This is a genomic window from Pseudomonas sp. W4I3 (assembly GCF_030816195.1).
In the GTDB taxonomy this organism is placed as follows: Bacteria; Pseudomonadota; Gammaproteobacteria; order Pseudomonadales; family Pseudomonadaceae; genus Aquipseudomonas.
In genome coordinates, this window is record NZ_JAUSXS010000001.1 from 142,602 (window position 1) to 163,234 (window position 20,633).

Genomic DNA, 20,633 nt, shown 5'->3' on the forward strand with positions numbered 1-20,633 from the left:
ACTTTGCATGAAACTTACGCCGTCAGAATGGCTAAAAAGAATAGATTTTCTAATAAATAAAGAAGTGACCTCGGACCCCGACAGGGGGTGGAACGAAGACATCATCACCTACAAAATACTGAACAGCCTTACCAAGCGTTTGAAAAAAGTAACGATCACGTCTCCTGCCCCTCAAAACATCGCATGGGACCTTTATAAATTTATCGGAAAGAACTTTGAAACCAAGTATGGCGATATTGCCATACTTGTGAAGTTCACATTTCCAAACGGCGCGGAAAAAGAGGGTGTCGCTTTTCTTGAAGCCAAGCGTCTCTATGCGCAATCTAATAGCTTCAAAGCGCTCAGCTTTGAACAACTGCAGCTCCAACTTGCAAATACCCATGCCCACCGGACATTGTTGTATGTTGACCACGCCAGTTCGCGCCACGCCACCAACTTAGAACTACAGTACTGCAGCACTTTCCAGCAAGACGCACTCAGCGAAGGCCGCGCATTGACTGTGCTCTCAGAAACTACTGTTTCTCTTGAGGATAAAAACCTAACGCTCTTAGATCATTCATTGCCTCTATCTTATATTTTGACAACGCGCTACTTCAAAGGAATGGAGCTCGATTACGACCCCGATACGGTTCGTAGTACGAAAGGTTTTATAAACGATAAAAGTGGCGTGAAGTTTCTACTGGTGACGCACATCACCTACGACCTGACTCTTGAGCCGGAACCTGAAAAAATAAAAATCGGTCGCCAGTACAAACTCACCAGCCGGGTTCCAGACGACCCCATGCCGGCATTTTAAATAAAACATCATAACGTCACTTTCCGCCTGACACCCCTGAGTATTCATATGACTTTCTGCGGCATCGAAATCAAAGGCAGCGAAGCCATCATCGCCGTCGCTTCCCTGGACAACCAGGCACTGACCCACGTCGCCCTGGCCACCAAGAAAATCGCCCTCGAAGACGACGACGAAGCCGCCAACGTCAAAGCCTTCGCCGCCCAGGTGAAGGCCTTCGTGCAGGCAAACGCCATCACCCGTATCGCGATCAAGAAGCGCAGTAAGAAAGGTGAGTTCGCCGGGGGCCCGACGACGTTCAAGATCGAAGGCATATTCCAGTTGCTGGAAGGGGTTGAAGTGACACTGCTGTCGCCGCAAACCCTCAATGCGCAGAACAAAAAGCACAACTTCGAACTGCCGGCGACGCTGAACAAGTATCAGCATGAAGCCTATAAGGCCGCGTGTTCAGCCCTGCTGAAAAAATAAGCCACACCAAAAACCCACTGTGGGAGGGGGCTTGCTCCCGATAGCGATGGGTCAGACAAAGCTGTATCAACTGACTGCCCGTCATCGGGAGCAAGCCCCCTCCCACATTTGATCCGTGTGCGTTGGAACTGTGGCTGAAAAACATCAAACCACCTCTCGTCGCCGGTCTTCCCTGGGGCACTTGGCAAACCGCGCGCGATAGCTGCGGGTGAAATACGACGGTGACTCAAACCCGCACGCAATGCTCACTTCCAGCACGCTCATGTCGCTCTGGCGCAGCAATTGCCGGGCTTTTTCCAGGCGCAGGCCGAGGTAGAAGTTGCTCGGTGTGTCGTTCAAATGCAGGCGGAACAAGCGCTCCAGCTGGCGCCGCGTGACCTTGATCGCTTCGGCCAGGGCCAGGGTGCTCAGGGGCGGCTCGGTGTGTTGCTCCATCTCGCCGATCACTTGCACCAGCTTCTTGTTGCTGATGCCGTAGCGCGTGGCGATCTGCATGCGCTGGTGGTCTTTGCGCGGGCGGATGCGGCCCAGCACGAACTGTTCGGAGACCTGCACCGCCAGGTCCGGGCCGTGGGCCTGGGCGATCAGGTCGAGCATCAGGTCGATGGACGCGGTGCCGCCGGCGCAGGTGATACGTCGGCGGTCGATCTCGAACAGTTCCTGGGTGACGCTCAGGTGCGGATACGACTCCTTGAACGCATCGATGGCTTCCCAGTGCAGGGTCAGGCGGTGGCCGTCGAGCAGGCCCGCTTCGGCCAGCACGCAGGCGCCGGTGTCGATGGCGCCAAGGGTCACGCCGTCGTGGTCGAGGCGGCGCAGCCAGTGTTCCAGCGCGGGCGTGGCGAACTGCAGAGGCTCGAAGCCAGCCACCACCAGCAGGGTCGCACCTTTGTTCAGCGACTCCAGCGCGGCGTCGGCATTCACCGACATCCCGTTGCTCGCCAATACCGCACCGCCATCGGCGCTCAAGACGTGCCAGCGGTACAACTCGCCACGAAAGCGGTTGGCCACCCGCAGCGGCTCCAGCGCGGAAATAAAGCCGATGGCCGAGAACCCCGGCATCAGTAAAAAGTAGAAATCCTGGGACATGGTGGCGCTCTCGTCGGGCGGGCAGCGTGGCACTGTGATACTCCCGTTCATGGGCGGATTCAAGGGGCAGGTCGCTGCAGTGCAAAAGCTGGTCGCCGTTGTGCGCTTTACCGGCCTCCAAGCTGCGTAACGTGATGCCACGGTGCACAAAGACACCGGCCCACAATAACGACCTGCCGAGGGATTCACCATGAACCGACTGATCAGCCGCAGCGTGCTTGCACTCAGCGTCAGCGCTATTTTGAGCGCCCCCGTCATGGCAGCGGATGCCGCTTCCTGCCAGAACGTGCGCCTGGGCGTGGTGAACTGGACCGACGTAATCGCCACCAGTGCCATGACCCAAGTGTTGCTCGACGGCCTCGGCTACAAGACCAAACAGACCAGCGCCTCCCAGCAGATCATCTTTGCCGGCATTCGCGACCAGCGCCTGGACCTGTTCCTGGGCTACTGGAACCCGCTGATGACTCAGACCATCACGCCGTTCGTCGATGCCAAGCAAGTCAAGGTGCTCGACCAACCGAGCCTGGAAGACGCCCGCGCCACCCTCGCCGTGCCGACTTACCTGGCGGACAAGGGCCTGAAAAGCTTTGCCGATATCGCCCGGTTCGAAAAAGAGCTCGGCGGCAAGATCTACGGCATCGAGCCGGGTTCGGGCGCCAATACCCAGATCAAGGCGATGATCGCCAAGAACCAGTTCGGCCTGGGCAAGTTCCAGCTGGTCGAATCCAGCGAAGCCGGCATGCTCGCCGCCGTGGATCGCGCCGTGCGTCGTAAGGAAGCCGTGGTGTTCTTCGGCTGGGCGCCGCACCCGATGAACGTCAACGTGGCGATGACTTACCTCAGCGGCAGTGACGATGCCCTGGGCCCGAATGAAGGCCGCGCAACGGTGTGGACCGTCACCTCGCCGACCTATGCCGAGCAGTGCCCCAACGTGCACAAGCTGCTGACCAACCTGACCTTCACCGCCGCCGACGAAAGCCGAATGATGCAGCCGTTGCTCGATCACAAGGATGCCCTTGAGTCCGCCAGGCAGTGGCTCAAGGACCATCCGCAAGACCAGGCGCGCTGGCTGGAAGGCGTCACCACCTTCGACGGCAAGCCGGCTGCGGCCAACCTTCAACTAAGCAAGCAATAACCTGATTTGAACCACCGTTTCGCGCTCGCTCCGACCGCGAACGGCACCCTCACGCCTGTAAGGAACCTGCCCCATGAACCACGACGTCATCATCACCTGCGCACTCACCGGTGCTGGCGACACGACCGCCAGAAGCCCACATGTGCCGGTCACTCCCAAGCAGATCGCGGCCGCCGCCGTGGAAGCCGCCAAGGCCGGTGCAACCGTGGTGCACTGCCATGTGCGTGACCCGCACACCGGCAAGTTCAGCCGTGACGTGGCGCTGTACCGCGAAGTGATGGAGCGCATCCGCGAGGCCGACATCGACATCATCGTCAACCTCACTGCGGGCATGGGCGGCGACCTGGAGATCGGCGCCGACGAGAACCCGATGGAATTTGGTCCCAACACCGACCTGGTCGGCCCGCTGACGCGGCTGGCCCACGTCGAGGAACTGTTGCCGGAAATCTGCACCCTCGATTGCGGCACCCTGAACTTCGGCGATGGCGACACCATTTACGTGTCTACCCCCGCGCAATTGCGCGCCGGTGCCAAGCGTATCCAGGAGCTGGGCGTAAAGGCCGAGCTGGAGATTTTCGACACCGGCCATCTGTGGTTCGCCAAACAGATGATCAAGGAAGGCCTGCTCGACAACCCGCTGTTTCAGCTGTGCCTGGGCATCCCGTGGGGCGCACCGGCCGACACCACCACCATGAAAGCCATGGTCGACAACCTGCCCGCCGACGCGGTGTGGGCCGGCTTCGGTATCGGCCGCATGCAGATGCCGATGGCCGCACAGGCGGTGCTGCTGGGCGGCAACGTGCGGGTCGGCCTGGAAGACAACTTGTGGCTGGACAAAGGCGTGCTCGCCACCAACGGCCAACTGGTGGAGCGCGCCAGTGAAATCCTCAGCCGCCTGGGGGCGCGGGTCATGACCCCGGCGGAAGGCCGAATCAAGATGGGCCTCAAAAAACGCGGCTAACTCCCCGCTGAAACCGGATCAAAAATGTGGGAGGGGGCAAGCCCCCTCCCACATAGGTTCATCACATTATTCAGGAATGTTGCCATGAGCTTTATCACTGAGATCAAAACCTTCGCCGCCTTGGGCAGTGGCGTCATCGGCAGCGGCTGGGTGTCCCGCGCCCTCGCCCATGGCCTGGACGTAGTGGCCTGGGACCCGGCGCCCGGTGCCGAAGCCGCGCTGCGCAAACGTGTGGCCAATGCCTGGGGCGCCCTGGAGCAACAAGGCCTGGCGCCCGGCGCGTCCCAAAACCGCCTGCGCTTTGTGGCCACCCTCGAAGAATGCGTGAAAGACGCCGACTTCATTCAGGAAAGCGCGCCCGAACGCCTGGAGCTGAAACTGGATTTGCACAGCAAGATCAGCGCCGCAGCCAAGCCGAACGCGTTGATTGGTTCGAGCACGTCGGGCCTGTTGCCGAGCGAGTTCTATGAGGGCTCGACCCACCCCGAGCGCTGCGTCGTCGGTCACCCGTTCAACCCGGTTTACCTGCTGCCGCTGGTGGAAGTGGTCGGCGGCAAGCACACCGCGCCTGAGGCGATCCAGGCGGCGATCAAGGTCTACGAATCACTGGGCATGCGCCCGTTGCATGTGCGCAAGGAAGTCCCCGGTTTTATCGCCGACCGCCTGCTCGAAGCCCTATGGCGCGAGGCGTTGCACCTGGTTAACGATGGCGTGGCGACCACCGGCGAAATCGACGATGCCATTCGCTTCGGCGCGGGGCTGCGCTGGTCGTTCATGGGCACCTTCCTCACCTACACCCTGGCCGGCGGCGATGCGGGCATGCGTCACTTCATGGCGCAGTTCGGCCCGGCGTTGCAGTTGCCCTGGACCTACCTGCCGGCACCGGAACTGACCGACAAACTGATTGACGATGTGGTCGACGGCACGAGCGATCAACTCGGCAACCACAGCATTGCGGCGCTGGAGCGCTATCGTGATGATTGCCTGCTGGCGGTGCTGGAGGCGGTGAAAATCACCAAGGCCAAACACGGCATGAACTTCGCCGATTAATTAAAGGTGGGAGGGGGCTTGCTCCCGATAGCGGTGGATCAGCCACCCAACTGTCAACTGACACATTGCTATCGGGAGCAAGCCCCCTCCCACATTTTTGACCGAGTAGACATCCATGCCTGCATTGAAAACCTACACCACCAAAATCCAACCGGACTGGGTGGACTATAACGGCCACCTGCGCGACGCGTTCTACCTGCTGATCTTCAGCTACGCCACCGACGCGCTGATGGACATACTGGGCCTGGACAGCGACAACCGCGAAGCCAGCGGCCACTCGCTGTTCACCCTGGAGCTGCACTTGAACTACCTGCACGAAGTGAAGCTGGGGGCCGAGGTGCAAGTCCGTACCCAACTGATCGCCCACGACGCCAAGCGCCTGCACCTCTATCACAGCCTGCACCTGGTGGGCGGTGACGAGGCGCTGGCGGGTAACGAACAGATGCTGCTGCATGTCGATCTGGCCGGACCGCATGCAACGCCGTTCACTGAAATCACGCTGGAAAGACTGACGGCCATCCGTGCGCAACAGGCCGAGCTGCCGCCCCCCGCCCTGCTCGGCCGTGTCATCGGTTTGCCCACAAAAAAAGCCCCGATCCAGCCGTGACGGGATCGGGGCAGAGTGCTTTGTTTGAGCCGTGCGTCCCGAGGGTGACCAAACCGTCAAGCCGTGTGCCTGGGTTCAGTGTGCCGGGAAGCGCCGGGTGTGCATGGCCCGAAAACGACACCCTCATAGCCATCCGAGGCATCCATGCATTCGGCCCTTGCCGACTGCTTGGGCGGCTACCAGAATCGACGTCGAACCCCGCTCTTCTCACCAGGATAAACGCCATGATGCATGCGGATTTGATTGACCAGGATGACCTGCTGGGCCAGTTGCGCTCGTTGGGTTTCGAAGTGTCCAGTGGTGCCAGTGCCGAGCAGGCATGCGAGTGCGCGGTACGCGGTTTGAGCGAGGCACGCGCCAAGGCGCTCAAGGGCATGGTTGAGCAGATGTACGGCGGCAGCGCGACGATTTTGCCGGCGGTGCGTCAGGCAATCGATAAGCAGTTGTTGCCGGCGTTGATGCAGTTCAGGCAGAACTCTGGCGCCTGACAGAACGCCATCGGGGGCAAGCCCCCTCCCACCTTTGGAATGCGTTCCCCTGTGGGAGGGGGCTTGCCCCCGATGCAGGCGACGCGGTCTAAAGCCTTACACTGGCAAATGTCGACTCATTGCGCGCCTGACTCAACGCCGACATCGGCCCCGCCAGCGGTGACAATGTCAGTGCCTGCGGAATCGGCATCATCGCCACCTGCTGGGTGGTGTTGGAACCCACGCGCTCATCGCGCGGTGGAATGCCGAAGTATTCGCGGTAGCACTTGGAGAAATGCGGCGTGGACACAAACCCGCACACCGACGCCACTTCGATGATCGACATCGGCGTCTGCTTGAGCAATTGCCGTGCGCGAATCAGGCGTAACTTGAGGTAATAGCGCGACGGCGAGCAGTGCAGGTATTTCTGGAACAGCCGCTCCAGTTGGCGACGCGACACGGCGACGTAGACCGCCAATTCGTCGAGGTCGATGGGCTCTTCAAGGTTGGCTTCCATCAGCGCAACGATTTCCTGCAGCTTCGGCTGGTTGGTGCCAAGCATGTGCTTGAGCGGCACGCGCTGGTGATCCTGTTCGTTGCGGATGCGTTCGTACACGAACATCTCGGAGATGGCTGCCGACAATTCACGGCCGTGGTCGCGGCTGATCAGGTGCAGCATCATGTCCAACGGCGCGGTGCCGCCGGAGCTGGTAAAGCGGTTACGGTCGAGGGTGAACAGGCGTGTGCTCATGGCCACGCGGGGGAAAGCTTCCTGCATCGACGCCAGGCATTCCCAGTGCACGCTGCAATCGAAACCATCAAGCAAGCCCGCGCAGGCCAGCGCCCAACTGCCGGTGCAAACCGCACCGAGACGGCGCGATTGGCGCGCCTGGCTCTGCAGCCATGACACATGTTCGCGGGTGACGGTGCGCTGGATGCCCACGCCACCGCACACGATGACCGTATCCAGGGCCGGAGCCTTGTGCATGGCCGCATCGGGGGTGATCTGCAGGCCGTCGCTGGCCCATACCTGGTTGCCGTCGACACTCAGGGTTGTCCAGCGATACAGCTCGCGGCCGGACAGTTGGTTGGCCATGCGCAGGGGTTCCACGGCCGACGCCAGGGAAATCAGCGTGAAATTGTCCAGCAGCAAAAAGCCGATGGATTGAGGCGCACGGTTCTGGGGTTGGGCCCCTGAGTTGAACGACGTCATCGCAGTATCTCCTCACACAAAGCGGGTGATGGCCTCAGGCGAGGCTCTTGTTATTGCGCTCGTCTCCTGCGAAGGAGAGAGGCTTTGAATTGATAGAGCAAATGCCATGCCTAAAATTGAATGCCCGTCCAACAACTCCTAAAAACGACGTTTTGACGCGTCTATATAAGCCCGCCCGGGAAGTGTGGGATATAAGCGAAAAGGATGTAGGAACGTATCCCCGCAAGGCGCGTGAGCAGATCGGTAGCACTTGTGGGAAGGCGCTTTGAGGGCATCAGGAAAGTCTGTCACCACAAGCACGGGTAGCAGGTGAACAGGCCCAAATCGTTTGCAACCTACTTATCTGTTTGCGACGCGCTAAAAGGTGGCGCTTTTGGCTGTGGTGTTCACTTTATGAGCAGTGCCAGATGAAGTGGCGCTATCGGGGCATAGGTATCTACACAACTTTGTAACAGCCTACGGTAACCACGATGCGAAGCGAGCCGCTCTTGATCTTGATTTTAGGCGCCCCGTTAAACCACGCTGGCCGCAAATCACTGTCGGATTACAGGCACACCGAGCGTGAGCGAGGTGCCGAGTGGTGGGGCAAACGCCCTTTGGTTACTTTGGGGCTTTTCCAAAGTGACCCGCCGTAAGGGCGGAACCCCAAGCCGCCGTTACCGCAGCAACGGATATGTACGCGCTCTGATCCAACATCCTAGTCGGCTGTCAGGCCGCCATCGGGAGCAAGTCGAACCGTCGCACCGCCCCTCCCACATTTGGATCGCGCGGCATCAATCAGATAGCTATAGGCCGCCAGGTCGCCACGGCAGCAAGCTCCCTCGCCACAGGTTCAGGGCTACGCCAAAGTTGTGTAGATACCTATGGCTATCGGGGGCAAGCCCCCTCCCACATTTTGATCGGTGTATACATCTCAACTGTGGGAGGGGGCTTGCTCCCGATGCAGGCGACTCGGTTTCAGCACTCAACCGCACTCACCGCCAACCCGCCCCGCGATGTCTCTTTGTACTTGTCATGCATATCCGCGCCGGTATCGCGCATGGTGCGGATCACCCGGTCCAGGGAGATAAAGTGCTGGCCGTCGCCACGCAAGGCCATCTGCGCGGCGTTGATCGCCTTGACCGCCGCAATCGCATTGCGCTCGATACACGGCACTTGCACCAGGCCGCCCACCGGGTCGCAGGTCAGGCCGAGGTTATGTTCCAGGCCGATTTCCGCGGCGTTGCACAACTGCTCCGGCGTGGCGCCGAGAATCTCGGCCAGGCCCGCTGCGGCCATGGCGCAGGCGGAACCGACTTCGCCCTGGCAACCGACTTCGGCACCGGAGATCGAGGCGTTCTTTTTGCACAGAATGCCCACCGCCGCCGCGCCGAGCAGGTAGTCGACCACGTTGGCCTCCGTCACCTCTTCACTGAATTTCATGAAGTAGTGCAGCACGGCCGGAATGATCCCCGCTGCGCCATTGGTGGGCGCCGTGACCATACGCCCGCCGGCGGCGTTTTCTTCATTGACCGCCAGGGCGAACAGGTTCACCCACTCCATGGCGCTCAAGGTCGAGCCGATTACATTGGGTTTGTTCAGTTCCTGCAAGCTGCGGTGCAACTTGGCGGCGCGACGGCGCACGTTCAAGCCGCCAGGCAGGATGCCTTCGTGCTTGAGGCCTTGCTCTACACATGCCTGCATGGCGCGCCAGAGCTTCATCAAGCCACTGCGGATTTCCTCTTCGGAGCGCCACACCTTCTCATTGGCCAGCATCAGTTCGGCGACGCGCAGATTGTGGGTCTTGCACAGCTGCAGCAGCTCCACGGCGCTGGAAAAATCATACGGCAGCTCGGTGCGGTCCATGTCCGCCACGCCGCTCTGGGCCTGGGCTTCATCCACCACAAAACCGCCACCCACCGAGTAGTAGGTGTCGCGGTGCAACTCGCCGTCATCACCAAACACCACCAGGGTCATGGCATTGGGATGGAATGGCAGGTTTTCATCGAGCAGGCGCATGTCCCGTGACCATACGAACGGCACCGGCAAGCGACCGTCGAGCAGCAAGGTGTCGGTTTCGCGCAGTGTGTGGATGCGCACACCAATCTGCGACGGGTCGATGGCGTCCGGCCACTCACCCATCAAGCCCATGATGGTGGCGGTGTCGCTGCCATGGCCAATGCCGGTGGCCGACAAGGAGCCGTAGAGTTGCACTTCGACACGCCGCACCTGTTCGAACAGGTCACGTTCGCGCAAGTTCTGGACGAACAACGCCGCGGCGCGCATGGGCCCCACGGTGTGGGAACTGGAGGGTCCGATGCCAATCTTGAACAGGTCGAAAACGCTGATAGCCATGAACGTGAAACTCCTCGATAAGCGCGGCCAGGCTTGAACGAGGTGCTACGCTCAGATCGCCCAGATGGCGGCATCATCCAGCTTTTACCCGCCGTCACGGCGTCTCACACCGACGCAACCATGCTCAGCAGCGTCGCTCACGTGCGTTCGCCTGTTTTGGCCGTTTTTAACGGTGCAGATGAGTGAAAACAGCCGTTTGGCCGTGGTAAAAACCTGTAAGCGACGTCACCGACACTGGATGCGACCCTCCCTGTACTGGATACGACGCCCCCTGTAGGCGTCAGATTTTCACTGGTACATGATCAGTCTCGACTCGTTTGCAAGGCACCGTGCCAGAGCTGTCCAACGCACGCTCCAATAGCAGCACTTATAAAGCGCGGCGAATGCCGCCAGAAAAAACACAGGAGTCTACCCCGATGAAAGGTTCACCCTCGTTGTTGTTGGCCGCCATGCTGAGTCTGCCCGTCATGGCGCACGCCGCAGAACCGGAACAGTGCAAGACCGTCAACTTCTCCGATGTCGGCTGGACCGACATCACCGTCACTACCGCGACCACCAGCGAAATCCTCAAGGGCCTGGGCTACAAGCCGCGCACCACGATGATTTCGGTGCCGGTGACCTACAAGTCGTTGGCTGACGGCAAGAACATGGACATTTTCCTCGGCAACTGGATGCCGACCATGGAAAACGACATCAAGCAGTACCGCGATGCCGGCACCGTGGAAACCGTACGCGCCAACCTGGAGAACGCCAAGTACACCCTGGCGGTGCCCGAAGCGCTGTATGAAAAAGGCCTGAAAGACTTCGCCGACATCGCCAAATTCAAGGATGAGCTGGGCGGCAAGATCTACGGCATCGAGCCGGGTAACGACGGCAACCGCACCATCCAGACGCTGATCGACAAAGATGCCTTTGGCCTCAAGGCCGCCGGTTTCAAAGTGGTCGAGTCCAGCGAAGCCGGCATGCTTTCCCAGGTCGAACGCGCCACCAAGCGCGGGCAGGCCATCGTGTTCCTCGGCTGGGAACCGCACCCGATGAACACCCGTTTCAAGATGAAATACCTGACCGGGGGTGATGATTCGTTCGGCCCCAACTACGGCCAGGCCACCATCTACACCAACACCCGCAAGGGCTACACCCAGGAATGCAGCAACGTGGGCCAGTTGCTGAAAAACCTGGTGTTCACGCTGAACATGGAAAGCACCCTGATGGGCAACGTCCTGGACGACAAAATGAAGCCCGATGCTGCCGCCAAGGCCTGGCTGCAGAAGAACCCGCAAGTGCTCGACACCTGGCTCGCCGGTGTCACCACCGTTGATGGCCAACCAGGTCTCGAAGCCGTTAAAGCCTACCTCGCCAAATAGCACCCGCTGACCCCGGGGCGGTGCGCTGCCCCGGGATGTTTCCCTCTTCGCATGTGGACATTCACTACCATGCTGACTGAACAGAAAATCCCACTAGGCCAGTACATCGCTGCCTTCGTCGACTGGTTGACCCAACATGGCGCCAACTATTTCGACGCGATCGCATCGACACTGGAAACGATGATCCACGGCGTGACGTTTGCGCTGACCTGGTTCAATCCACTGGCATTGATCGGTCTGATTGCGCTGCTGGCTCACTTTATCCAACGCAAGTGGGGACTGACTGTCTTTGTCATCGCCTCCTTCCTGCTGATCCTCAACCTGGGGTACTGGCAGGAAACCATGGAAACCCTCGCGCAGGTGCTGTTCGCCACCCTGGTCTGCGTGGTCATCGGCGTGCCGCTGGGCATTGTTGCCGCGCACAAGCCGATGTTCTACACCATGATGCGGCCGGTACTCGATCTGATGCAGACCGTGCCGACCTTCGTCTACCTCATCCCTACCCTGACCCTCTTCGGGCTGGGTGTGGTGCCCGGCCTGATTTCAACGGTGGTGTTCGCGATTGCCGCGCCGATCCGCCTGACCTACCTGGGTATCCGCGATGTACCGCAAGAGTTGATGGACGCCGGCAAGGCCTTCGGCTGCTCGCGCCGCCAGTTGCTCTCGCGCATTGAACTGCCCCACGCCATGCCGAGCATTGCCGCCGGTATCACTCAATGCATCATGCTGTCACTGTCGATGGTGGTGATCGCGGCGCTGGTGGGCGCCGATGGCCTCGGCAAGCCGGTGGTCAACGCACTGAACACCGCCGACATCGCCCTGGGCTTTGAAGCGGGCCTGGCGATCGTGTTGCTGGCCATCATGCTCGACCGTATCTGCAAACAACCTGACGCTAAAGTAGGGGGTGATGCATGAGCATTATCCGATTCGACAATGTCGACGTGATCTTCTCCAAAGACCCACGCGAAGCGCTCAAGCTGCTGGACCAGGGCATGAGCCGTAACGAAATACTGAAGAAGACCGGGCAGATTGTCGGCGTTGAAAAAGCCAGCCTGGATATCGAGAAAGGCGAGATCTGTGTGCTGATGGGCCTGTCGGGCTCCGGTAAATCCAGCCTGCTGCGCTGCATCAACGGCCTCAACACCGTCAGCCGTGGGCAGTTGTTCGTGGAACATGAAGGCCGCCAGATCGACATTGCGTCCTGCACGCCTGCCGAGCTGAAGATGATGCGCACCAAACGCATCGCCATGGTGTTCCAGAAGTTCGCCCTGATGCCCTGGCTGACGGTGCGCGAGAACATCAGCTTCGGCCTGGAAATGCAGGGCCGCCCGGAGAAGGAGCGACGCACCCTGGTCGACGAAAAGCTCGAGCTGGTGGGCCTGAGCCAATGGCGCAACAAGAAGCCCGACGAGCTGTCCGGCGGCATGCAACAGCGTGTGGGCCTGGCCCGTGCGTTGGCGATGGACGCCGACATCCTGCTGATGGACGAACCCTTCTCCGCACTCGACCCGCTGATTCGCCAGGGTCTGCAAGATGAATTGCTGGAGCTGCAGCGCAAGCTGAGCAAGACCATCGTGTTCGTCAGCCACGACCTCGACGAAGCCCTCAAGCTCGGCAGCCGCATCGCGATCATGAAAGACGGCAAGATCATCCAGTACAGCGTGCCGGAAGAGATCGTGCTGAACCCGGCGGACGACTATGTGCGCACCTTCGTCGCCCACACCAACCCGCTGAACGTGCTGTGCGGCCGTAGCCTGATGCGCACGCTGGATAACTGCAAACGTGTGAACGGTTCGGTATGCCTGGACCCCGGCGGCGACTCCTGGCTGGACCTGGCCGAAGGCAACACCATCCAGGGCGCACGCCAGAATGGCGTAGCCATGAGCCTGCAGAACTGGGCGCCAGGGCAAGCGGTGGAAGGCCTGGGCCGAGTGCCGACGCTGGTGGACTCCAATATCGGCATGCGTGATGCGCTGCAGATTCGCTACCAGACCGGGAACAAGCTGGTGCTGCACGACAACAACAAGGTGGTGGGGATACTGGGCGACAGTGAGCTCTACCATGCCCTCTTGGGCAAAAACCTGGGCTGACAGACACTGCATGACCAATGAGAGCAGGGGGCTTGCCCTAATGTCGCTGTAGGAGCGAGCTTGCTCGCGAAAAACGTCTAGGCAACGCGTTCATTCTGGATAAACGCGGTGGCGCTGAGTTCTTCGCGAGCAAGCTCGCTCCTACAAAAAGCCTTAAGGCTTGCCCCCTCCCACATTTAAAGCATTGCCCGGCTTCAGCTGTAAACCCGGCCAAGGAGTTGGCGATGGCTTTCAAACTGATCGAGCACATCGCGGGTGATCTGCTCCTGGGCGAAACCCATCAGGTCGTATTCCTGTGGCCCGTTGTGCAGGTATACCTCGGCGCGGTAGTAGCGGGTGCGTTCTTCTTCGGGTATGTCGCTGGGCGCCGAAGAATAGGCGTCCAGGCTGACTTCGTAGACGAACGGGTTGCCCTCTTCCATCTCGATCCGCACACCGATGCAGCGCTTGGATTTGCCCAGCAAGGTCTGCACATGCAACCCCTGCTCGCGCAGCGCTGTCGCGGCTTCTTCCAGTGCCGGCGTTACGTGCTTGTCCATAAAGCGTTGCACGGTGGCCTGGCTCGGTTGCAGGTCGAGCGCGGTCAAACGTTCGCTGAACCCGCGACGCCCACGTTCAGCCAACTGCGCCTGCTCTTGTTCGATGGCCACATCCTGGCGCATGGCCTTGTGCAAACCGAACATGAAGAAGATCAGCACCACCGAGAACGGCAGCCCCGCCAGCACCACCATGGTTTGCATGGCTTCGAAGTTGCCGGCGAACAGCAGGCCGATGGTCACCAGGGTGATCACCGCCGACCAGAAGATCCGCAGCCAGTGCGGCGCATCTTCGTCCACATTGCCGCCTTTGCAGGAAAGGTTGGCCATCATCACCGCGCCGGAATCCGCCGGCGTCAGGAACAGCACGAAGCCCACAAAGATCGACACACCAATGACGATTTTCGACGCTGGGTAATGTTCCAGCAGCTGGTAGATGGCCATGGACGGCTGTTCCAGCGCGGTCTTGCCCAGCTCCACTGCACCATGGTTGAGCACCAGGTCCAGCGCCGAGTTACCGAAGATCGACAACCATGCCAGGGTGAAGCCCAGCGGGATCAGCAGCACGCCAGCGACCAGCTCACGCACGGTGCGGCCACGGGAAATACGCGCAATGAACATGCCCACGAATGGCGCCCAGGAAATCCACCAGGCCCAGTAGAACAGGGTCCACAGGCCCATCCAGCGCTCGGTTTTGGCAGCGTCGCCTTCATAGACATACAGGTCAAAGGTTTTCAGCACGATGCCGTTGAGGTAGTCACCGGTGTTCTGCACCAGGCCATTGAGCAGGTGCAGGGTGGGGCCGAACAGCAGCACGAAGATCAGCAAACCGCTGAACAACACAATGTTGAGGTTGGACAGGCGGCGAATACCGTTCTCCACGCCCGACACCGCAGCGATGGTCGCCACCGTGCTCATCACGATGATCACGATCAACAGGTTGGTATTGCTGTGCTCCATGCCGAACAGGTTTTCCAACCCGGACGACACTTGCATCGAACCAATCCCCAGGTTGGTCACCAGGCCGAGCAGGGTCACGAACATGCCGAAACCGTCCACCGCATGGCCGGCCGCGCCCTTGACCCAACGCTCGCCCACCAGCGGGTACAGCGCCGAACGCAAAGCCAGCGGCTGGTTGTGGCGATACGCGAAGTACGCCACGGCCAGGCCGACCAGCGCATAGATCGCCCAGCCATGCAGGCCCCAGTGCAGAAAAGTCAGTTGCAGCGCCTGACGTGCCGCGCTGTTGCTGGCAGCCGCGCCTTCGGGCGGGTTGAAGTAGTGGTCCAGGGGCTCGGAGGCGCCGAAGTACAACAGCGAGATGCCGATGCCCGACGAGAACAGCATGCCGGCCCAGGCGCCGTAGCTGAAGTCCGGGGTGTCGTCCTTGCTGCCCAGTTTCAGCTTGCCGTAGGACGAAAATGCCAGGCCGACCACAAACACCAGGTAGGCGGCGATCACCACCATGTAGTACCAGCCGAAGCTTTTCGACAGCCAGGCCTGGGCGACGCCGAGCATGCGCCCGGCCTCCTGCGGGGCGATGATCAGGATGGCGGTCAACAACAGAATCAGCGCGGTGGAGGTGTAGAACACCCAACCGTTGACCCGTACCTTTTCCGGCGGGGTCTTTATAAGAGAGGCAGAACTCATGGCGCAGATGCTCCGGGCAGTGCGAGAGAGAAACACAAGGCAACGGTTATCCCGGGACATCGATTTTTCGGCAGTCGACGGACGGGTGTTATAAAGACACCCCGAAAATTCTTGAACCCGCCCAAGCGTCGGGCAGGCCCTGATACAGCCGGTTTCAAGGGTTTTTGCAGGTGTCGAATGTCGCGGCTCTCAGGTAGGAAACATCTGTAGGCAGCGACCATTTGTCGCAGATCTTATTCTTTGTTGATTGAACGTTCAATCAAAACAAAATAGACTGGCCCTCAAGCCGACGGACGTGGATCGCCTGTCGGCAGGCCAAAGGAGAGGTGCTACATGCCCAAGGTCGGTATGCAACCCATACGCCGCCAGCAATTGATCGAAGCCACATTGACGGCTATCGATCAGGTCGGGATGGGGGATGCCAGCATTGCGCTGATCGCCCGTCTGGCGGGTGTCTCGAACGGCATCATCAGTCACTACTTTCAGGACAAGAACGGCCTGATCGCAGCGACCATGCGTTACCTGATGAACGCGCTGATCGAGAACGTCCAGGAACGCCGGCGTGCCCTGAACGATGACAGCCCACGGGCGCATCTTCGGGTGATCATCGAAGGCAACTTCGACGCCAGCCAGGTCAACGGCCCGGCAATGAAAACCTGGCTGGCCTTTTGGGCCACCAGCATGCACCACCCGTCATTGCACAGGTTGCAGCGGATCAACGATCAACGTCTGTATTCCAACCTGTGCTGCCAGTTCCGCCGAGTGCTGCCGCTGCCGCACGCACGCAAAGCAGCCAGAGGCCTGGCGGCCCTGATCGACGGTTTGTGGTTGCGCGGCGCCCTGTCGGGAGACGCTTTCGACACGGAGCAGGCGCAACGGATCGCTTACGAATACATGGATTTCCAATTGGCCAAGCAGGTGAGTTAGAGCACCTATAACCGCTCAACTCCCGAACCGTGCCAACCACTTATGCACTTGCGAGGACTTTATGGCCCGTTTCGAACTGCAAAAACTCTACATTGACGGCGGCTACAGCGACGCTGGCAGCGATGCCACCTTCGAAGCCATCAACCCGGCTAACGGTGAAGTTCTCGCCCAAGTGCAACGCGCAACGAAAGAAGACGTTGAGCGTGCCGTAGTCAGCGCCGAGAAAGGCCAGAAAATCTGGGCCGCGATGACCGCCATGGAGCGTTCGCGCATCCTGCGTCGCGCCGTCGACATCCTGCGCGAGCGCAACGATGAGCTGGCCGCCCTGGAAACCCTGGACACCGGCAAAGCTTTCTCCGAAACCAAATACGTCGACATCGTCACTGGCGCCGACGTGCTGGAATACTACGCCGGCCTGGTGCCCGCCATCGAAGGCGAGCAGATTCCGCTGCGCGACACTTCCTTCGTCTACACCCGCCGCGAGCCGCTGGGCGTGGTGGCCGGTATCGGCGCGTGGAACTACCCGATCCAGATCGCCCTGTGGAAATCCGCACCGGCCCTGGCCGCCGGTAACGCGATGATCTTCAAGCCAAGCGAAGTCACCTCGCTGACCACCTTGAAACTGGCCGAGATCTACACCCAAGCCGGCGTTCCGGCTGGCGTGTTCAACGTGCTGACCGGCAGCGGCCGTGAAGTCGGCACCTGGCTGACCGAGCATCCGCGCATCGAGAAAATCTCGTTCACCGGCGGCACCGACACCGGCAAGAAAGTCATGGCCAGTGCTTCGAGCTCATCGCTCAAAGACGTGACCATGGAACTTGGCGGCAAATCTCCGCTGATCATCTTCGACGACGCCGACCTCGACCGCGCCGCCGACACCGCGATGATGGCCAACTTCTACAGCTCCGGCCAGGTCTGCACCAACGGCACTCGCGTGTTCGTGCCCAAGCACCTGCAGGCGGCGTTCGAAGCCAAGATCGTCGAGCGCGTTGCTCGCATCCGCATCGGCAACCCGGAAGACGAAAACACCAACTTCGGCCCGCTGGTCAGCTTCGCCCACATGGAAAGCGTGCTGGGCTACATCGCCAAAGGTAAAGAGCAAGGCGCGCGCCTGCTGTGCGGCGGCGACCGCTTGACCGACGGCGACTTCGCCAAAGGCGCTTTCGTGGCACCGACCGTTTTCACCGACTGCACCGACGACATGGTCATCGTGCGTGAAGAAATCTTCGGCCCGGTGATGAGCATCCTCACCTACGAAACCGAAGAAGAAGTGATCCGCCGCGCCAACGACACCGACTTCGGTCTGGCTGCCGGCCTGGTCACCAAGGACCTGAACCGCGCCCACCGCGTGATTCATCAGCTGGAAGCGGGTATCTGCTGGATCAACGCCTGGGGCGAATCCGACGCCAAGATGCCGGTCGGTGGCTACAAGCAATCCGGTGTGGGCCGTGAGAACGGCATCAGCTCGCTGAACAACTTCACGCGCATCAAATCGGTACAGGTCGAGCTGGGCGATTACGCCTCGGTGTTCTAAGAACCCGAGCCTTGTATTGCCTTTGAGGCCGCTATCGGGGGCAAGCCCCCTCCCACACTGACTGTGTTCACAAGTTTAGATGTGTAAATACAGTCGAATGTGGGAGGGGGCTCGCCCCCGATGAGGCCCGACCTGACTAGACTTCAAAGAGGGTACATTCATGTCCCAAGAATACGATTACATCATTGTGGGTGCCGGCTCCGCCGGTAACACCCTGGCGACCCGTCTGACCGAAGACGAAGGCGTCACCGTCCTGTTGCTGGAAGCCGGTGGCCCGGACTACCGCCTCGACTTCCGTACCCAGATGCCGGCCGCCCTGGCGTTCCCGCTGCAAGGCCGTCGCTACAACTGGGCCTACGAAACCGACCCTGAGCCACACATGGACGGGCGCCGGATGGAATGCGGTCGCGGCAAGGGCCTGGGTGGTTCTTCGCTGATCAACGGCATGTGCTACATCCGCGGCAACGCCATGGACTACGACAACTGGTCGAAGCTGCCAGGCCTTGAAGACTGGACCTACCTGGACTGCCTGCCGTACTTCCGCAAGGCCGAAACCCGTGACATCGGCCCCAACGATTGGCACGGCGGCGATGGCCCGGTCAGCGTGACCACGCCCAAGGCAGGCAACAACCCGCTGTTCCACGCCATGGTTGAAGCCGGCGTGCAGGCCGGTTACCCGCGTACCGAAGACTTGAACGGCTACCAGCAGGAAGGCTTCGGCCCGATGGACCGTACCGTCACGCCCAACGGCCGTCGCGCCAGCACCGCGCGCGGTTACCTGGACACCGCCAAGAAGCGTTCGACCCTGACCATCGTCACCCACGCCCTCACCGACAAAGTGTTGTTCGAAGGCAAGCGTGCGGTCGGCGTGCGTTACCTGATAGGCGCCGCTGAAGAGCGCGTTGAAGCCCGTGCGCGCAAGGAAGTGCTGGTGTGCAGCGGTGCAATCGCTTCGCCGCAGCTGCTGCAACGCTCCGGCGTCGGCCCGGCCAAACTGCTGGAAAGCCTCGATATTCCGGTCGTCCACGACCTGCCAGGCGTCGGTGAAAACCTGCAGGACCACCTTGAGCTGTACCTGCAGTACGCCTGCACGCAGCCGGTGTCGCTGTACCCCTCGCTGCTCTGGTACAACCAGCCGGCGATTGGCGCCGAGTGGCTGTTCAACGGCACCGGGATCGGCGCCAGCAACCAGTTCGAAGCGGGCGGCTTCATCCGTACCCGTGAAGAGTTCGAATGGCCGAACATCCAGTACCACTTCCTGCCCGTAGCGATTAACTACAACGGCAGCAATGGCGTGAAAGAACACGGTTTCCAGGCCCACATGGGCTCCATGCGTTCGCCGAGCCGTGGCCGCATCCAATTGAAGTCGAAGAACCCACGGGACTACCCGAGCATCCTCTTCAACTACATGGCCACCGAGCAGGACTGGCAGGAATTTCGCGACGGCATCCGCCTGACCCGTGAAATCATGCAGCAGCCGGCGCTGGACCCGTACCGTGGCCGCGAAATCAGCCCAGGTATCGAAGTGCAAACCGACGAACAGCTCGACACGTTCATCCGCGAACACGCCGAGACCGCGTTCCACCCGTCCTGCTCGTGCAAGATGGGCACCGACGAGATGGCGGTGGTGGATGGCGAAGGCCGCGTGCACGGCATGCAGGGTCTGCGTGTGGTCGATGCGTCGATCATGCCGATCATCACCACCGGCAACCTGAACGCGCCAACGATCATGATCGCCGAGAAAATCGCCGACAAGATCCGTGGGCGCAAGCCGCTGCCGCGCAGCACCGCCGACTACTACGTGGCCGGCGATGCGCCGGTGCGTGGCAAGCCGTTGCGTGAAGTGGGCCCGCTGCGCAATAACTGATACACCGCTATCGGGGCAAGCCCCCTCCCACACTTTGATCTGTGAATACAGTCAAATGTGGGAGGGGGCTTGCTCCCGATGGCGGCCTTACAGCCGACCATGGTGTTGGATCAGAGCGAGTACATATCCGTTGCTGCGGTAACGGCGGCTTAGGGTTCCGCCCTTACGGCGGGTCACTTTTGGAAAAGAGCCCCAAAAGTAACCAAAAGGGCTCCTGCCCCACCACTCGGCACCTCGCTCACGCTCGGTGTGCCCGTAATCCGACATTGATTTGGAGGGCCGCCGCCACGCGCCATCCATGGCGCGGGGGGCGGCTAAACCGGCATCCCTGCCGGTTTACCCTCCAAATCACTATCGAATTCCGGCCAGCGTGGTTTAACGGGGCGCCTAAGAGCAAGATCAAGGTCAAAAGCGGCTCGCTTCGCATCGTGGTTACCGCAGGCTGCTACAAAGTTGTGTAGATACCTATGCCCCGATGAGGCCCCAACAAACACCACACACCTCCTTGATCGCTCCCCAGCCCGGGCCTACTCTGTTGGCCTGCCCTG

17 protein-coding genes are annotated in these 20,633 nt (G+C 60.5%); 13 read left to right on the forward strand and 4 right to left on the reverse strand.

Features of this window, described 5'->3' with window-relative positions:
- Nucleotides 1-7: 7 nt before the first annotated feature.
- Both QF045_RS00650 and QF045_RS00655 read left to right on the forward strand, forming a co-directional pair.
- A complete protein-coding gene (locus QF045_RS00650) occupies nt 8-796 on the forward strand; it encodes a hypothetical protein (RefSeq protein ID WP_306490651.1) in 789 nt (262 codons plus the stop codon).
- A gap of 48 nt (nt 797-844) precedes the next feature.
- On the forward strand, nt 845-1,261 hold the full coding sequence (locus tag QF045_RS00655) for a DUF3010 family protein (protein WP_306490652.1): 417 nt from the start codon (nt 845-847) through the stop codon (nt 1,259-1,261).
- Between the two features lie 144 nt (nt 1,262-1,405).
- Here QF045_RS00655 and QF045_RS00660 read toward each other — a convergent pair whose 3' ends face one another.
- Nucleotides 1,406-2,350, reverse strand: a complete 945-nt coding sequence (locus QF045_RS00660; protein ID WP_306494832.1) for a GlxA family transcriptional regulator — start codon at nt 2,348-2,350, stop codon at nt 1,406-1,408.
- Nucleotides 2,351-2,540: 190 nt separating this feature from the next.
- On the opposite strand from QF045_RS00660, the gene QF045_RS00665 reads away from it, so the two are divergent.
- The 5 genes from QF045_RS00665 (at nt 2,541) to QF045_RS00685 (ending at nt 6,591) form a co-directional block, all read left to right on the forward strand.
- The gene (locus QF045_RS00665) at nt 2,541-3,485 is read left to right on the forward strand and encodes a choline ABC transporter substrate-binding protein (RefSeq protein WP_306490653.1); all 945 of its coding nucleotides are present in this window, start codon (nt 2,541-2,543) and stop codon (nt 3,483-3,485) included.
- A 73-nt stretch (nt 3,486-3,558) separates the two neighbouring features.
- On the forward strand, nt 3,559-4,446 hold the full coding sequence (locus QF045_RS00670; protein ID WP_306490654.1) for a 3-keto-5-aminohexanoate cleavage protein: 888 nt from the start codon (nt 3,559-3,561) through the stop codon (nt 4,444-4,446).
- Nucleotides 4,447-4,530: 84 nt separating this feature from the next.
- Nucleotides 4,531-5,496 carry an L-carnitine dehydrogenase gene (locus QF045_RS00675; RefSeq protein ID WP_306490655.1) on the forward strand — a complete coding sequence of 322 codons (966 nt, stop codon included), beginning with the start codon at nt 4,531-4,533 and terminating at the stop codon, nt 5,494-5,496.
- 115 nt (nt 5,497-5,611) lie between these two features.
- Entirely contained in the window at nt 5,612-6,103 is a 492-nt protein-coding gene (locus QF045_RS00680) for a thioesterase family protein (protein ID WP_306490656.1), read from the forward strand.
- Between the two features lie 224 nt (nt 6,104-6,327).
- Complete coding sequence (locus tag QF045_RS00685; protein WP_306490657.1) at nt 6,328-6,591, forward strand: hypothetical protein; 264 nt, start codon at nt 6,328-6,330, stop codon at nt 6,589-6,591.
- Between the two features lie 88 nt (nt 6,592-6,679).
- Here the strand turns inward: QF045_RS00685 and QF045_RS00690 are convergent, their stop codons facing one another.
- Both QF045_RS00690 and QF045_RS00695 read right to left on the reverse strand, forming a co-directional pair.
- Complete coding sequence (locus QF045_RS00690; protein ID WP_306490658.1) at nt 6,680-7,783, reverse strand: GlxA family transcriptional regulator; 1,104 nt, start codon at nt 7,781-7,783, stop codon at nt 6,680-6,682.
- Between the two features lie 957 nt (nt 7,784-8,740).
- On the reverse strand, nt 8,741-10,117 hold the full coding sequence (locus QF045_RS00695) for an L-serine ammonia-lyase (RefSeq protein ID WP_306490659.1): 1,377 nt from the start codon (nt 10,115-10,117) through the stop codon (nt 8,741-8,743).
- Nucleotides 10,118-10,533: 416 nt separating this feature from the next.
- Here QF045_RS00695 and QF045_RS00700 point away from each other — a divergent pair, with 416 nt between their 5' ends.
- The 3 genes from QF045_RS00700 (at nt 10,534) to choV (ending at nt 13,571) form a co-directional block, all read left to right on the forward strand.
- Nucleotides 10,534-11,481 (forward strand): choline ABC transporter substrate-binding protein, encoded by a 948-nt coding sequence (locus QF045_RS00700; RefSeq protein ID WP_306490660.1) that lies wholly within the window; start codon nt 10,534-10,536, stop codon nt 11,479-11,481.
- A 69-nt stretch (nt 11,482-11,550) separates the two neighbouring features.
- On the forward strand, nt 11,551-12,396 hold the full coding sequence (gene choW / locus QF045_RS00705) for a choline ABC transporter permease subunit (RefSeq protein WP_003194913.1): 846 nt from the start codon (nt 11,551-11,553) through the stop codon (nt 12,394-12,396).
- The gene (gene choV / locus QF045_RS00710) at nt 12,393-13,571 is read left to right on the forward strand and encodes a choline ABC transporter ATP-binding protein (protein ID WP_248127971.1); all 1,179 of its coding nucleotides are present in this window, start codon (nt 12,393-12,395) and stop codon (nt 13,569-13,571) included. Before choW ends, choV begins: the two co-directional genes overlap by 4 nt.
- A gap of 194 nt (nt 13,572-13,765) precedes the next feature.
- Here choV and QF045_RS00715 read toward each other — a convergent pair whose 3' ends face one another.
- Nucleotides 13,766-15,700: a BCCT family transporter gene (locus tag QF045_RS00715; protein ID WP_306494833.1), complete on the reverse strand. Its 1,935-nt coding sequence runs from the start codon at nt 15,698-15,700 to the stop codon at nt 13,766-13,768.
- Nucleotides 15,701-16,090: 390 nt separating this feature from the next.
- On the opposite strand from QF045_RS00715, the gene betI reads away from it, so the two are divergent.
- From betI to betA, 3 genes are all read left to right on the forward strand, one after another.
- Complete coding sequence (betI, locus tag QF045_RS00720) at nt 16,091-16,684, forward strand: transcriptional regulator BetI (protein ID WP_306490661.1); 594 nt, start codon at nt 16,091-16,093, stop codon at nt 16,682-16,684.
- A gap of 61 nt (nt 16,685-16,745) precedes the next feature.
- A complete protein-coding gene (gene betB / locus QF045_RS00725; protein WP_306490662.1) occupies nt 16,746-18,218 on the forward strand; it encodes a betaine-aldehyde dehydrogenase in 1,473 nt (490 codons plus the stop codon).
- Between the two features lie 160 nt (nt 18,219-18,378).
- Complete coding sequence (gene betA / locus QF045_RS00730; RefSeq protein WP_306490663.1) at nt 18,379-20,085, forward strand: choline dehydrogenase; 1,707 nt, start codon at nt 18,379-18,381, stop codon at nt 20,083-20,085.
- Nucleotides 20,086-20,633: the final 548 nt, after the last annotated feature.

Excerpts from the sequence above, each read along its gene's own strand:
- QF045_RS00700 (WP_306490660.1), top strand. The coding sequence starts at position 10,534 with ATGAAAGGTTCACCCTCGTTGTTGTTGGCCGCCATGCTGAGTCTGCCC.
- QF045_RS00680 (WP_306490656.1), top strand. The coding sequence starts at position 5,612 with ATGCCTGCATTGAAAACCTACACCACCAAAATCCAACCGGACTGGGTG.
- QF045_RS00695 (WP_306490659.1), bottom strand. The coding sequence starts at position 10,117 with ATGGCTATCAGCGTTTTCGACCTGTTCAAGATTGGCATCGGACCCTCC.
- betA (WP_306490663.1), top strand. The coding sequence starts at position 18,379 with ATGTCCCAAGAATACGATTACATCATTGTGGGTGCCGGCTCCGCCGGT.
- QF045_RS00650 (WP_306490651.1), top strand. The coding sequence starts at position 8 with ATGAAACTTACGCCGTCAGAATGGCTAAAAAGAATAGATTTTCTAATA.
- choV (WP_248127971.1), top strand. The coding sequence starts at position 12,393 with ATGAGCATTATCCGATTCGACAATGTCGACGTGATCTTCTCCAAAGAC.
- QF045_RS00660 (WP_306494832.1), bottom strand. The coding sequence starts at position 2,350 with ATGTCCCAGGATTTCTACTTTTTACTGATGCCGGGGTTCTCGGCCATC.
- QF045_RS00665 (WP_306490653.1), top strand. The coding sequence starts at position 2,541 with ATGAACCGACTGATCAGCCGCAGCGTGCTTGCACTCAGCGTCAGCGCT.
- betB (WP_306490662.1), top strand. The coding sequence starts at position 16,746 with ATGGCCCGTTTCGAACTGCAAAAACTCTACATTGACGGCGGCTACAGC.
- betI (WP_306490661.1), top strand. The coding sequence starts at position 16,091 with ATGCCCAAGGTCGGTATGCAACCCATACGCCGCCAGCAATTGATCGAA.
- QF045_RS00690 (WP_306490658.1), bottom strand. The coding sequence starts at position 7,783 with ATGACGTCGTTCAACTCAGGGGCCCAACCCCAGAACCGTGCGCCTCAA.
- QF045_RS00675 (WP_306490655.1), top strand. The coding sequence starts at position 4,531 with ATGAGCTTTATCACTGAGATCAAAACCTTCGCCGCCTTGGGCAGTGGC.
- QF045_RS00670 (WP_306490654.1), top strand. The coding sequence starts at position 3,559 with ATGAACCACGACGTCATCATCACCTGCGCACTCACCGGTGCTGGCGAC.
- QF045_RS00655 (WP_306490652.1), top strand. The coding sequence starts at position 845 with ATGACTTTCTGCGGCATCGAAATCAAAGGCAGCGAAGCCATCATCGCC.
- QF045_RS00685 (WP_306490657.1), top strand. The coding sequence starts at position 6,328 with ATGATGCATGCGGATTTGATTGACCAGGATGACCTGCTGGGCCAGTTG.
- choW (WP_003194913.1), top strand. The coding sequence starts at position 11,551 with ATGCTGACTGAACAGAAAATCCCACTAGGCCAGTACATCGCTGCCTTC.